Origin of the sequence: Streptomyces griseoaurantiacus, from assembly GCF_036189845.1 — a bacterium.
In the GTDB taxonomy this organism is placed as follows: Bacteria; Actinomycetota; Actinomycetes; order Streptomycetales; family Streptomycetaceae; genus Streptomyces; species Streptomyces griseoaurantiacus.
Window position 1 is genome coordinate 7,401,321 of sequence record NZ_CP108326.1, and the last position, 13,709, is coordinate 7,415,029.

A 13,709-nucleotide genomic window follows, 5' to 3' on the forward strand; every position below is an offset into this window, starting at 1 on the left:
GGGTTGAGCCGGGTCGTCTGTCCGTACGGGTGTTGTCTGGTCGTTGTCTGGTGGTTTCTCCGGGGTGTGGGGGTCAGGGTCGGGTTTATCGGGTCGGTCGTGCCTGCGGGCGGGCCTCCGTCGACCCCGGGGAAGCCCCCTATGACGGCTGCTCCCGTTGTGTTTGCCGCGAGCCCGCTGACTGGTCGCGTCCGGCCGGTCCTGAGCCTTGTCCGGCACCTTGTGGCGGCTGGATGACGGGTCTTGGTCGTCAGTGGCAGCTGGTTCGTGTGGCTGGCCGACGCGGTGGGGGTGGTGTTCGTCCCGCTGGCCGGGCCGGCCGGCTTCGGTGACCGCCGCGTCGGTGAGCTGCGGCCGTGGCTGCACGAGCTGTCGCCGGGTCGGGTCTTCCTGGGGGCCTTGTTCGGCTGGTTGACCGGTATGGCATTAACGCAGAATGCTGTGCTGCAACAGGTGCTGGCACAGCAGCCGGACGCTGCCGTCATCCACGGGGCAGGCTTCTGCGGCACGTGGCCGCAGCTGCTGGGCGCTCCCGGGATCCGGTCACGGCGCACCGTCGGCCTCGGGATCTTCCCTCTGACCCTCAGCGGGGCAGAACTGACCATGATGGGACCTCCTCCCCCGCGCGCCGGGCTCGACGTGCGGGGAGCGGCTGCGGCGTTCAACGCGGAACTCGCCGCCCAGCTGACCGGCGCCACCGCGCACGCCCAGTACGTCATGGCGGGGCTGGGCGCGACGGCCATGCTGCCCGTGATCAGCGACGCACAGATCCTGCTGCCTGGCGTGTTCGCTCAGCTCACCGTCCCGTCCTTCGAGTATCCCCGGATCGATGCGCCGCCGGCACTGCGGCTGATCGGGGCGCTGCCGCCCGGGCCGCCCACCGCATGGCAGCCGCCTTCCTGGTGGCCCGAGCTGTCGCAGCGCCGGGTCGTCGCGCTCGCGCAGGGCACCGTGGCCGACCACGACCTGACTGATCTCGTCCAACCGGCGCTCGACGCGCTCGCCGACGAGGGCGTGCTCGTCGTGGCCGGGCTCGGCGGACGCGAAATAGTCGCCGGCGAGCTGCGCGTGCCGTCGAACGCGCGTGTTGAGTCGTTCCTCCCGTTCGACGCGCTGTTCCCACTGGCCGACGTCGTGGTCACCAATGGCGGATACGGCGGTGTGCAGCTCGCCCTGCACCACGGTGTGCCGCTCGTCGTGGCGGGCGGCAGCGAGGACAAGCCCGCCGTGGCCGCCCGGGTCGCGGACTTCGGAGTCGGTGTCGACCTGCGCACCGGACGACCGGGAACCGCCGCGGTCGGACAGGCCGTCCGGCGGGTGCTTGACGAGCCGGCGTTCCGACGCCGGGCGCAAGGACCTGAGTGAGGAGTACCGGTCCGCAGACCCAGTGCATGCCGTTCTCGACATCATCGACGGCGTGTGACCTCTCGGGCGGCAGTGGGGGAGCGGTGTGAGGGCCGCGGCGACCGGCGGTGTGTGTGGGGGGAGGGAGGAGGAGGTGAGGGCGGTGATGTGGTCGGTGAAGTCGGGATCGGGCAGGGGCAGGTCGATGGCGTCGTCGATGCCGGAGACGGCCGCAGGTGAGGCGACCCCGGTTGTGCGGACACGCTGACGATGAGCCTTTTCCATCCTCACGCTGAGCTGGCCAGTTACAGGGTGAGGATGGCCTGGGACACGGCAGGTGATTCGGGTGGTCGAGCACCGGAGCGTGCGAAGAAGTCGCCAGGTCTTCGGTGTTGGGGTGGTGGTTGGTTCGGTGGTGGTGGGTGTCACCGCGACGGGACTGTACAGACATACCGACCGGGTCCGGACCGCTGCTCGTGCCCCTAGCGCACACGCCACGGGTGGGCCATGAAGACATCAACACACCCAAAAGGCCCGCCCAGGCATCGCGAGCCCTTGAACACCACCCAGACCAGCACAGACAGGCCCTACACCCACCACAACACGGACACCGACCCCACGAACACGAACGAAACCCACAAAACCACCAATAATTACACTCCCCCACCCGCACCCACCCACGCAGGACTCGGCTCCGGATGGTGCTTGTGGCTGTGCTGAAGTGGGCAGTGTCGGGTGCGGGAGGCGCTTGTGTATCACCATGCGCGTTGCTTCCCGTGGGGTGTGGGGTTGGGGTGTGCCCAAAAGGGGTGCCGACGTTGCATGCCGCATGTTGCATTGCAACAGGGGGCTGGGGCAGGGATCTTTCTGTGGGGAGTGCGTGCGTGAGCTTCACGGGAACGTGGTGTTCTTTGGTGTGACGGGGTACACGGCTGCGCATGGCACCGAAGACCGAGGGTATTCAGTTTCTGCGGGCTGTGCGGCAGTTGCACCGCGTCCGTTCCTTCTACATCGCAGGTGTTCTGCTGTGGGCGGGGTCCACCGTTTGGGCCGGATGGCGGGCGCCGGGAAGCCGGCAGATGTGGGTGTCCGTCCTTCTCCTGGCGGTCTTCACCGCTCTTCTCGCCGCGGCGGGCCTGTTGCTGCGCTCGCTGAGGGCTCCCGCTGCTCGTCGGCCTGCGCATCATGCGGCCCCGCGCAAGGCTGCGAACACCCGCCACGCTCACGCCTGATGGCACGTCAGCCTGGCCGGCTTCTGCGGGAGCAGGACACGGTTTCGGATCTGTCGGGGCCTGTAGCGCCGATGGCCGGGCATACGGGTTTCACTTCCTACCGAAAGGGACTCGTCATGCTCGGCATAGTCGCGGCAGTGCTGTTCTTCATCTCGTTCCTCATCAATGCGGCAGACCTCAGTACCAACGATGTGTTCTCCTCGACGAACGTCATGCTGCTGGGTCTGACCGCACTGGCGCTGCATGTGGCGGGAATCGGCAGCACCTGGCCGCGCAGACGCTGACCAGTTCCCCCGGCGGGCCGGCGGAGTTCCCTGCTGCTCCCAGGCAGCAGGGAGTCCCACCGCTTTGGAACGCGAGGCGGGGCCCCTTTCACACCTGTGGTGCGCCATCGTGGTGTTGACCGACGGAGAGGACGCTGGAGGAGCATGGCTCGGCCGAGTGCGGCCGCTGTACAGCCGGCCCAGAGCACGAGGCCGGACGGACCTCCGTGGGCGCAATGGGCGTTCCTGGCCCTGTGGCTGGTTCTGGCCCCCGTGGTCATCTGCAAGTTGCACCAGTACGGCTGCTTCACAAGACGGCGCTGAAATCCCGCACGCCATCGTTCTTCTGTCCAAGTGATCGAGTGTCTGCCGGATCCGGAACGGTTCGCTCTGCCCTGCCCTGCTGCCGTGCCCTACCCTGTCCTGCTGCCGTGCTGTGCTGTGCCGTCCCCTGCTGCCGTGCCGTGCTGGTGGAGGGTGTCGGTGGTCGCGGCGGGTGTCGGGCTGCGGCCGTTGGCGGATCTTTGTGGGGCTAAGTGGTGTGACGGCCGTGCGGTGTTCAGTTCATGGTCGCGGTGAGGGCGGTGGTTTTGTAGCTGTCGTCCGGTCCGATGTCCGGTAGGTCACCAGGTCGTTGTCGGCAGCGGCGCCGGCGGCACGGCGGACTTCACTCTCACCTCCTCCGGAGGGATCACCGCAGGCTCCACCGTCACCCAGGCCGGCGGCCGGGAGAGCGCCGTCCAAGGAAGCATCGACGTGCAGATCGACGGGCCCGGCACGCCTTCGGCGACCTCGAGGGCCACCGGCCCGCTCTCCTGGTGGTCCACGACGCCGTCGACGACACCATCGCCTACCGGGCGGAGTTGCCGGTCCGCGTCGACGACCCGGTCCTGTCCGACGAGCCGGTCCTTTGGCACGGTCTCGTGTTGCCGGACTCCTGGTGGAGCGACCTCGCCGGGACGCTGGACAAGGCGTCGGTCGCTCGACACCGGCCGCGTCGCCGTACGGCAGCCCTACTCGCTGCTCCGCCCGGACACCGCGGCCCGCGTCCGCGCCGCCTTCCCTGTCCTGGGCAGCCCGGCCGGCCTCGCCGTTGAAGCGACCGTGTGCGCGCAGCTGCTCCAGACCGTCAGCCGCGGGGACAACCTCGTCCTCAAGGACCGGTGCGACTTCTCATTTCGGCGTCACCAATGGTTCTCATCTGGATGTCATGCGTCTCTACTAAGGGCTGTCCCGTAACTGCTGGTCATGGAGCTGCCCACGCTGCGGAAACTGGGTCGCTACTGAGTTCGCGGTGTCGTTATCGTCCGGTCTGACGCCCCGCCATGCCAGCGGCCCACGTTCAGAGAGCGATGCACATGACCAGCCAGCAAGCAACGACGACCCTGTGGCGCCCCACCGGCCCCAAGGAGCTGGATCTGGTTCGGGACCTGAACTGGCGTGCGTGGCCGCCCCGGCTGCCCGGGCAGCCGATCTTCTACCCGGTCCTGAACGAGGACTACGCGATCAGGATCGCCCGGGACTGGAACGTGAAGCACGACGGCGCAGGCTTCGTCACCCGTTTTGAGGTCGAGTCGGAGTTCTTGAGCCGGTATCCCGTCCAGCAGGCCGGCGGGCAGACGATCCTCGAGCTCTGGGTTCCGGCCGAGGAGCTGGACGACTTCAACGCCCACATCGTCGGCGAGATCCAGGTGGTCCACGAGTTCCGCTGAGGCGAGGGGGATGCTGTGGCGGCACGCCGGGCCGGTGCGATGATCCCAGGGGGGCTGGTGTGATCACGTCGTCGGAGCCGTCCTGGATAACCCCGTTCACCGGGCGCCTTCGGGGAGCTGGTGACCCTGCTGCGGCGCGACGGTGCGGACTCGGTCCGCAAGGGCCGACCGTGGGGCCTGTCCTTGGAGGACCGGACACTGCTGGTCGCGGCTTACTGGCCTATCAACTTGACGATGCGCGAGCTCGCGCCGCTGTTCGGAGTGTCGAAGTCCGCAGCGGACCGTGTGATCGACCATCTCGGCCCCATGCTCGCGCTTCTGCCCCGTAAGCGGTTCGCCAAGGACGCCGTGCTCATCGTGGACGGCACTCAGGTGCCCACGCGCGACCACGCCGTCGCCCAGCAGTCAAAAAATTACCGCTACTCCACGAACCACCAGGTCGTCATCGACGCCGATACCCGGCTCGTCGTCGTGGTCGGCCGACCGCTTCCCGGCAACCGCAATGACTGCAAAGCCTGGGAGGAGTCCGGGGCCAAGGCCGCCGTCGACAACACCATGACGATCGCCGACGGCGGCTACCCAGGCACCGGCCTCGTGATGCCTCACCGCCGCCGCAGGGGCGAGGAACTGCCGGACTGGAAGCAAGCACACAACAAGTCACACAAGCAGGTCCGGGCCCGCGTCGAGCGCACCTTCGCCCGCATGAAGACCTGGAAGATCCTCCGCGACTGCCGCCTCAAAGGCGACGGAGTCCACCGCGCCATCCGCGGCATCGCCCGCCTGCACAACCTCGCTCGGCGCCGGATAGACGAGCGCGGGACACGCGGCGGCCAAGCACGCCCGAAGTGATCCAAAGATCATTTACGGGACAGCCCTTACAGGCCATCTCATTTGGGGAGTCTGCGGTAGCAGATGAGAGTGCAAGCGAGGCTGGTGAAGGCGAGGAAGTGCTCGGCTTTGCGCTCGTAGCGGCGGTGGAGTCGGCGGCAGCCGGCGAGCCAGGCCATGGTGCGTTCGATGGTCCAACGGTGCCGCCCGAGTCGCTGTGAGGCTTCAACGCCTCTGCGAGCAATGCGGTGCTGGATGCCGCGCCGTGACAGCCATTGCCGCAGGTGGTGGTAGTCATAGCCCTTGTCGGCGTGGAGGTTGGCAGGCTTGCGCCGGCGGGGGCCTCGGCGGGACCGGATGGGGGGTATGCCCTTCACGAGCGGGATCAGGGCTTGGCTGTCGTGGACGTTGGTACCCGAGATGCCGACGGACAGGGGCAGACCGGTCCGCTCGGTGATCAGGTGGATCTTCGAGCCGAACTTGCCTCGGTCAACAGGATTCGGACCTGTCAGGTCCCCCTTTCCAGGGCCCGCATGTTCACCGAGTCGATCGCACACCGCGACCAGTCCAGGTCGCCACGGACACCGAGTTCGTCGAGGACCAGGCGGTGCAGCTTGGCCCAGACTCTGGCCTTCGTCCACTCAGTGAACCTGCGGTGGGCCGTCGCGCCCGAGGATGGCGTCCCGCTGTGTGGTGTAGGGGATCTCCGCGGTTGAGTGCGCGGGTTCTGCTCCCTCGGGTGCACCGTCTGCCGGTGTCTGCTCCCTGCTCAACTGGCAGGCCACCGTGCAACTGTCCGGAGTGAACGGGCAGTTCGACCCCAGGGGGTGCACGGTGGCCTTGTCCCAGCATGACCTACTTCGCCTGCTTGAGTCACTACGTTCGGCAGATGGTCTTGAACTCGTCCGCGAGGTCGCCGAACGGCTGCTGCAGGAACTGATCGAGGCCGAGGCCACCACAAAGATCGGCGCCGAGTGGGGAGAACACACCGACACCCGCACCACCTGGCGCAACGGCCACCGGGAGAAGACGGTGACCACACAGGCCGGCGACCTGGAACTCGCGATCCCGAAACTGCGGGCCGGGAGCTTCTTCCCGAGCCTCCTGGAGCGCCGGCGGCGCATCGACCAGGCCCTCTATGCAGTGATCATGGAGGCATACGTCCACGGCGTGTCCACCCGCTCGGTCGATGACCTGGTCAAAGCCCTCGGCTCCGACACCGGGATATCGAAGAGTGAGGTCTCCCGGATCTGCGCCGAGCTGGACGAACAGCTCGACGCTTTCCGGACCCGGCCACTGGACCACATCCGGTTTCCCTACCTGTTCCTCGACGCCACCTACGTCAAGGCCCGTGTCGACCACCGCATCGTCTCGCAGGCGGTCGTCATCGCCACCGGTGTCACGCAGGACGGCGGACGCGAGGTCGTCGGTGTCATGGTCGGGGACAGCGAGACCGAAGCGTTCTGGGCCCAGTTCCTGCGTCACCTGCGCGAACGCGGACTGGGTGGCGTCCGCCTGGTCATCTCCGACAGTCACAGCGGCCTGGTCAAAGCGATCCGCAAGGTCATGCTGGGCGCCGCCTGGCAAAGGTGCCGGGTCCACTTCGTCCGCAACGTCTTCGCCGCGATCCCGAAAGGCTCGGCGGAGATGGTCGCCGCGACGATCCGCACGGTCTTCGCCCAGCCCACCGCGGACGCTGTCCGTACCCAGCTCGACACGGTCGCCGACATGCTCGGACGGCAGTTCCCCAAGGTCAGAGAGATGCTGCTGGAGGCGAAGGAGGACCTGACCGCGTTCGCGGACTTCCCCCACCAGCACTGGAAGAAAATCCAGTCCACCAACCCGCTGGAACGACTGAACCGGGAGATCAAACGCCGCACCGACGTCGTCCAGGTCTTCCCGAACCCACCCGCCGTCCTCCGCCTCGCGACTGCGGTCCTCGCCGAACTCCACGACGAATGGATCGCCTTCCCACGCCGCTACCTCTCCAACGAGAGCATGGACGCCCTCTACCCCGACGACAACATCGTCCTACCGGCCGCATCAAACGACTGATCCCCTACACCACGTCAAGGGACATAACCCGCCCGAGGGCCCGAAGGACGCCGCCGGCAACTGCTGCCACGTGCAGCCCGAGGTTGCCACGAACACGATCGCAGCCAGCACCTCACGGTCGCCATGTCGGCGTCGGCCGCCTCCCTGCGGCCGTGACGGCGCCTCCGGAACCACCCGCTGGAACAGCTCCCATAGCTCATCGGGCACCAGGCGCTCAACGATCCCCATGTTGAGAGGCTACCGACCCCAACAGGAAGATCCGTGGTCAGCGGCCCAAGCGGCGCTGCTTGTCGAACCGAAGCAGCACCCGCACAAGACGCCACGCTCCGGCCACCGCTCCGAGCAGCGCACCCCCGCGAGTACGTGTCTCTCTGCCGATCCCGACAGGTCAAGGGTCAGGGCGAGAGTCCAGGAGACGGCAAAACCAACCCAGCCAGCACGGCGGCAGTCACCAGAGCGAAGACGATCTCCACCGTCATCGCGTCCTTCTCCCACCGCGACTCACGCCCCATGTCCATGCCGAAAGTCTCACATCACGGTCAAGCCCTCACGCCTGCACTGCAACCTGACGGGCGAGCGTCCTCACCAATTGAGATGACCTCTTAAACGCGCTGCGCTGGTAGCCGGCGCGGTTCTCTCCCGCGGCGGGCAGTGCGGCAAGTGCGTCGGCGAGCTATGGACAGGGTGTCGCCCTTGGCCCCGAGCGGGCCGTCGGCGTGCGCCGGGGTGATCAGTGCAGCGAGAGCGGCAGCGGCGGCCGCGAAGGCGGCGAGGATGCGCACGGGCGGGTCCTTCCGAAGTCCGAAGAGTCGTGACCTTCGTAGCGGTAGGACAGGCGGGCAGGTGGGGCATCCCGAGGTTACTCACTCGTGGGTGTGGTAAGTCAGACCACCGCAGCCGGCGCGACGACGGAGGGGTCCCACTCACGCTTCGTAGACCTCCCTTCGGCACGTACGCTGAGGCAGACGACATCGAGTCCGGCCTCCAGGCGTCTGGGGCCGATGTAGATCCGCGGTGCAGGAGCGAGCGCACGAGCTCAACTGGAACCCGGAGACGCCGTTCGGGAAACGTTCATGGAAGGGCCCAGTAGAACCGGCTCCATACGAGGAGGTGTCTGCCTTCGAGGACGAGGCGTTGGACCAGTGACGGCTCCTCTTCCAATCTGGTCGGGTTCCGATTCTTCAGGCACCCTGGGGCGAAGCCGTTAAGGGCGATCCGATGCTGAGCGCGGATCAAGGACGAACCTGGCGTGGCGCGGTTGCCGACTACGGCTGTCGGATGAGGCGATCAGGGCAGACGGAAATTTCGTCTCGCTTGTCGGACCTGGTTGCCACACTGGGCGGATGAACGAGGGATCATCCAATCCGTGGCTGGTGGCGGCGCAGCAGATCGATGCCCGGATCGAGGAACTCCGCCCTGAGGCCGATCGTCACGTGGTCGGTCAGCACGTGGTCTCTCAAGTGCTACTCAAGCGCTTCGCCACTCCATCCGGCAGCCACGGGCTCAAGCTCGTGCCCTTCAACCTTGACCACCCCGACCGTTTGCACAAGAGGGCGAGTCCGCGCGAGTGCGGCAAGGTCAAGCACTTCGCACGCTTCGCTTCCGCCTCCCTGGAACAGGTGTGGGGCAAGCTCGAGACGCAGATACCTGACGCCGCGCGCGCGGTGGAACGGGGCGATGTCTTCCAGCACGAGCAGCATGTACAGACCCTGAAGGAGCTGATTGCCCTGCACTTGGTCCGCTCGCTGCACTACCGCAATATCCACGAGCGCACCTTCGCCAAAGTCTACTCCGAGCACCGCACCGCCCTGCTTACAGATAAGTCCGACCTGCTGCGGCTCGCGGTGCTGCAACGCAGCGGGCTTCACCTTTCCGGACCGCAGGGCCTGGCCGCGGCGGCAGACCAGATCTTGAGCCCGCACCTGGCGAACTTCGAGAACGGTGCGGACTTCCGCGCGCGGATCGAGCTCACCTTCGGCAAGGCGAAAGAGATGATCAGCAGTGCGGGGTTGGAGATCCTTGTGCCCGCCGCTGGGGAGTTCATATTGGGCGACACCCCGGCCCTGGCAATACGGCAGAGTGAAACCAGGACCACCTTCCCTGTCGCAATAGGCGACTCCACCGCGATCGTGTTGCCTTTCGGCCCTAAGGGCTGTCCCGTAAATGATCTTTGGTGTGCTGGGGTGACCTGGTGGTTTCTGCGTCACCCGGCGAGGGTGAGGTTGTGCAGGCGGGCGATGCCGAGCATGGCGTGGTGGACGCCGTCGCCTTTCAGTCGGCAGTCGCGAAGGATCTTCCAGCCCTTCATCCGGGCGAAGGCGTGCTCCACGCGGGCACGGACTTTGCGGTGGGAGGCGTTGTGCTCCTCCTTCCAGGCCGGGAGTTCGGTCTGGCCTTTCTCGCGGCGGTGCGGGATGACCAGGCCGGTGCCGCGGTAGCCGCCGTCTGCGATGACCGTGGTCTTGCCGACGGCGTCTTTCGCGCCGGACAGCTCCCACGCCTTGCAGTCGTTGCGGTTGCCTGCGACTGGTCGGCCGACCGCGACGACGAGCCGGGTGTCAGCGTCGATGACGACCTGGTGGTTGGTGGAGTACCGGTAGTTCTTGGACTGCTCGGCGATGGTGTGGTCGCGGGTGGGAACGAGGGTGCCGTCCACGATCAGCACGGTGTCTTTGCGGAACCGCTTGCGTTGCTGGAGCGCGAGCGCGGGCCCGAGGTGGTCGATGATGCGGTCGGCCGCGGACTTGGACACCCCGAACAGCGGGGCCAGTTGGCGCAGGGTCAGGTTCGTCCGCCAGTACGCGGCAACCAGTAGCACGCGGTCCTCCAGCGGCAGGCTCCAAGGCCGGCCCTTGCGCACCGGGTCCGCACCCTCACGCCGGAGCGCGGTGATCAGCTTGCCGAACTGGCGCGGGCTCAGCCCGGTGAACGGGGCTATCCAGGAGGGCTCCGACGCCGTGATCACACCAGACACAACAAGATCATCTCACCCGTGACCAGCAGTTACGGGACAGCCCTTAGACGTGCAACTACGTCCTACCCTCGGTAATTTAAGGGAGATGATCAGTCCGGCGCTGCCAGTCAGACGGACTTCCGCACTGGCCGAATCCCCTGCACGCAGTATCACGTCCAGTCCATGCCCAGCTCCGCGAGCGCAGCCAGCTGGTCGGCGTCCAGCCGGTCCCTCCTTGATTTCGCGTTCGAAAGCCATACGCCCAGTCGTACAGGCACCGGTTTCGTCTCGCCGTCGAGCGTGATCTGTTCGCTGTGACTCCGTGGCACGGGCCGCTGTCCTTCCCTTTCCACCCACTGTGTGAGGGCCGCGAGGCCGCGCTGGAACGCCTGCTGCGCCTTGCCCTGGCCCTTCGCCGCACGCTTGGAGGCCGGGGCGGAAGGCTCCTCCAGCGGCTTGATGTCCAGCCGGGCCAGCCGTTCCTGCTGCTCGCTCGACAGTAGCTTCCAGGTGGCTGGCTGGGTTTGCTGCTGGAGCCATTTGCCGATGTCGTCGCCTTCGTGGAGGACGCCGGGTGCGATGTCGGGGAGCCGGCCGGCGGGTTCGTCGGCGGCGAGGTCGGTGAGGACGCGGTAGTGCCGCTGCCAGTTGAGCGGCCAGGGGCAGTTCCAGTCCGGGTCAATCGCGGCCAGCTGCTTCGCGCGCTCCGCCGTGCGCTTCGGGTCCTTCCCGAGACCACCCTTCCGGCGCAGGTTGGCCATGTACTGCCCGATGGGCGCTATCGCCTCGCCTTCGCCCCACACGGCGTCCTGACGCGGGGCGAGGTGCCCGGTGGCCCGGTGGTAGGACCGGAGGGCGGCGAGCTTGGCCTCCCACGCTTCCTCACCGGGTTCCCAGACCATCCCGGCTTCCGGCAAGTCGAGCAGTCTCTTGCGCCGCTCTTCCAGCTCACCGGCCCGCAGCGCCTTCCTCTGCTGGTGCACCCACCGTCCAAGCGGAAAGTCTTTGGTGACGCCGACTTCGACCTCAACGTCATACGGGACGGCGTAGAGGCCGGTGATCTGGTTCTCCTTCCGCCAGCGGAGCAGGGCCTGGTAGCCCTCGAGCCACACCAGCGACTCCGGGCGGTAGACCCGGGTGCGCAGGAAGGCCGCGATGGTCGCGGCGTCGCGCGGGCTGGAGAAGTACAGTAGCGCCGCTTCGGCGGCGGCCTGCGTGTCGTCCTCTTGGTCCTCGCCGTCGCCCTCGCCGCCGGCCCCGACGATCCGCCCGTCCTCGTCACGCCGGAGGTGGACCTTGCGCTGCCCGTGGGTGAGGGCGCGGGAGGCGAGCTGCTCGACCAAGCGCTCATCGTGGCTGCGCAGACCCTGGAGCACGGCCACGAGCGGCTTGAAGCTCGCGGAGGCGACCATGTCGGTCGGGTCTTCGCCGGGTTCCAGGAACACCGGCACGATGATCCTGGCGACCTTGGTAGAGCCGTCTCTGTTGAGCCTCAGCGCGCGGCCGATGTTCTGGACGATCTCGACCTGGGAGCCGCGGGTGTCGGCGAAGCAGACGGCTTCCACGCCCCGTTCGCCGGTGATGTCGACGCCTTCCCCGAGCACGCGAACGCTGGCGAGGAACGCACGGTGCACCCGCCGCCCGGCTGTGTCGATGCCGTTGGCGAACTGGCGGATGACCTCGCGGCGCTCGGTGACGAGGTGGTCGCCGCACAGCCACGCTGACCATACGCGGTCCGGGGGTACGTGGCGGCCGGCCTGGAGTTCGTAGGACTCCGCGTCGATGGAGGACTTCGGCAGCTTGTCCGCAGCGGCCAGGTCGTCGTCTGAGGCGTCGTTCATGTACAGCTCGGCTGCCGTCTCGGGCAGCTTCTCCGCGAATGCGGCGGCTTCCTCGACCTTCTGGTGGAACGTCATGACCGTACGCAGATTCCAAGCGGCGGCGTGCTCCAGGAGCGCGGTCTGCAGTAGCGCCAGGCGCCGGCCGCGCCGGGCCTCCTCCGACTCCCCGAGAACGGGGGAGGGGTCGCGGATCTCCAGCACGTCGATTTCGAACCCGGCGAGGATCTCGCGCTCGATCGCCTCAGAGAGCCCGAGTTCTGCGATCCACGCGCCGTAGGTCCCGTTGGGGTCGTCGGCCATGGTCGCGAGTTCCACCTCGTGGCCGTCCGTGCCCTTCTGCGGGCGGGCCGCGGCGAGGATGCGCGGGGTGGCGGTGAGGTAGAGCCGGAAGTCCGCGGGGATGCGGGCGTTGTCGTGGATCGCCGCCCACGGACGACCTAGATCACCGGCGGTTCCGTGGGCCTCATCCACGACGGCGAGGTCGAAGCCGTCCATGTGCTGGCCGTAGAGCCGGTCTCCGCCCGTCAGGGCGGCCTCCAGTGGCCCGCGGACCTTCCGCTGGCCTTCGGGGGCGTCGATGTCCTCGCGGTCCACCAGGGAGGCGTACGTGGCGAACACGATGACCGGTCCGGACCCGGCCCACAGGGCGAGCTGGATCGGGTTGGTGGTGGTGCGTACCCCCAGCGAGGTGAGCACTGGATCGTTCTCCAGCGAGCACACCGCGACCATGGAGGCCCGGTGGCCCACCCGGCGCCATGCCTGGGTGGTCTGCACGAGCAGGTCCAGGGTCGGCACGGTCACCAGGATCCGCCCGGTGGGGAAGCACTCCAGCGCGCACGCGGCGGCCGTGATCGTCTTGCCCGACCCGGTCGCGGACACGATCGTGCCCCGTGCTCCCTGAGCGGGCACAGACGTCCTTGCAGGGAATCTCACCCACTTACGGAAAGCAGTTTTCTGGACCACCTGGTGTTCCCGAAGCTGAATTCTCAGCATTCTCAAGCCCTTCCTCTGGCTTCTTTTTCACTCGCTTCGGGAATCACTGGGACGGTGTGAAGGGCGGCACGGACACCGTACCGTCCTCGCCTACCACGATTCGCTCGGCGAGCTGGGCCAGAACCTGAGAGGGAGGGAGCCCCGCCCGGTAGGCCACCGACCGGAGTAGTCGGCTGGAAGCGGCGGACAGCCAGACCTCGGTATGCAGCTCGTCCGCTCCTTCCTGTCCCTGTTCCCCGGAGGAGGACTGCGCCTCAAGCGCACCAGCAAGCCGTTCCTCACGCTCACGAGCCCACATCGAGCCTTGAACATCCTGCTCCGGCTGGTACACACCCCAACCCAGCGCACGCATCAAGTCCCTGACACGCTGCCACTCAGCATGTTTGGCCAGCCAGATGAAAGCCAACCGCTCCCGGTCCATCTCGAACGTGTAGAAGGAACCGTTCCCCCTCAACCGCTGTGCGGTCTCCCGCTCACGGACAGCGGCC

Annotated in this window: 8 protein-coding genes and 5 pseudogenes; 6 read left to right on the forward strand and 7 right to left on the reverse strand. The window is 67.3% G+C overall.

Features of this window, described 5'->3' with window-relative positions; translation table 11 throughout:
* Nucleotides 1-243: 243 nt before the first annotated feature.
* Both OHB09_RS32510 and OHB09_RS32515 read left to right on the forward strand, forming a co-directional pair.
* Nucleotides 244-1,365, forward strand: a complete 1,122-nt coding sequence (locus tag OHB09_RS32510; RefSeq protein WP_328921383.1) for a glycosyltransferase — start codon at nt 244-246, stop codon at nt 1,363-1,365.
* Nucleotides 1,366-2,575: 1,210 nt separating this feature from the next.
* Nucleotides 2,576-2,860, forward strand: a complete 285-nt coding sequence (locus tag OHB09_RS32515) for a hypothetical protein (protein ID WP_167796130.1) — start codon at nt 2,576-2,578, stop codon at nt 2,858-2,860.
* Nucleotides 2,861-3,462: 602 nt separating this feature from the next.
* On the opposite strand, the gene OHB09_RS32520 is transcribed toward OHB09_RS32515, so the two are convergent.
* On the reverse strand, nt 3,463-3,756 hold the full coding sequence (locus tag OHB09_RS32520; protein WP_328921382.1) for a hypothetical protein: 294 nt from the start codon (nt 3,754-3,756) through the stop codon (nt 3,463-3,465).
* 435 nt (nt 3,757-4,191) lie between these two features.
* Here OHB09_RS32520 and OHB09_RS32525 point away from each other — a divergent pair, with 435 nt between their 5' ends.
* Both OHB09_RS32525 and OHB09_RS32530 read left to right on the forward strand, forming a co-directional pair.
* Entirely contained in the window at nt 4,192-4,551 is a 360-nt protein-coding gene (locus OHB09_RS32525) for a hypothetical protein (protein ID WP_234525776.1), read from the forward strand.
* Between the two features lie 59 nt (nt 4,552-4,610).
* Nucleotides 4,611-5,400: pseudogene (locus tag OHB09_RS32530) on the forward strand (transposase).
* A gap of 38 nt (nt 5,401-5,438) precedes the next feature.
* On the opposite strand, the pseudogene OHB09_RS32535 reads toward OHB09_RS32530, so the two are convergent.
* Nucleotides 5,439-6,052 (reverse strand): annotated as a pseudogene (locus tag OHB09_RS32535) (IS5 family transposase); the annotation flags it as partial.
* A gap of 161 nt (nt 6,053-6,213) precedes the next feature.
* On the opposite strand from OHB09_RS32535, the gene OHB09_RS32540 reads away from it, so the two are divergent.
* Nucleotides 6,214-7,434 (forward strand): IS256 family transposase, encoded by a 1,221-nt coding sequence (locus tag OHB09_RS32540; RefSeq protein ID WP_328921381.1) that lies wholly within the window; start codon nt 6,214-6,216, stop codon nt 7,432-7,434.
* A 30-nt stretch (nt 7,435-7,464) separates the two neighbouring features.
* Here OHB09_RS32540 and OHB09_RS32545 read toward each other — a convergent pair.
* Both OHB09_RS32545 and OHB09_RS32550 read right to left on the reverse strand, forming a co-directional pair.
* Nucleotides 7,465-7,662, reverse strand: a pseudogene (locus OHB09_RS32545) (transposase); the annotation flags it as partial.
* Nucleotides 7,663-7,699: 37 nt separating this feature from the next.
* Nucleotides 7,700-7,952, reverse strand: a pseudogene (locus tag OHB09_RS32550) (DUF6332 family protein).
* A 942-nt stretch (nt 7,953-8,894) separates the two neighbouring features.
* Between OHB09_RS32550 and OHB09_RS32555 the strand changes: the two are divergent.
* Nucleotides 8,895-9,524 (forward strand): annotated as a pseudogene (locus OHB09_RS32555) (DUF4238 domain-containing protein); the annotation flags it as partial.
* A gap of 113 nt (nt 9,525-9,637) precedes the next feature.
* On the opposite strand, the gene OHB09_RS32560 reads toward OHB09_RS32555, so the two are convergent.
* From OHB09_RS32560 to OHB09_RS32570, 3 genes are all read right to left on the reverse strand, one after another.
* Nucleotides 9,638-10,408: a transposase gene (locus OHB09_RS32560; protein WP_328921379.1), complete on the reverse strand. Its 771-nt coding sequence runs from the start codon at nt 10,406-10,408 to the stop codon at nt 9,638-9,640.
* Between the two features lie 149 nt (nt 10,409-10,557).
* Nucleotides 10,558-13,221, reverse strand: a complete 2,664-nt coding sequence (locus OHB09_RS32565) for a DEAD/DEAH box helicase (protein ID WP_328921378.1) — start codon at nt 13,219-13,221, stop codon at nt 10,558-10,560.
* A gap of 43 nt (nt 13,222-13,264) precedes the next feature.
* Nucleotides 13,265-13,709 (reverse strand): hypothetical protein (locus tag OHB09_RS32570; RefSeq protein WP_328922971.1); only part of this gene is annotated, 445 nt, incomplete at its 5' end.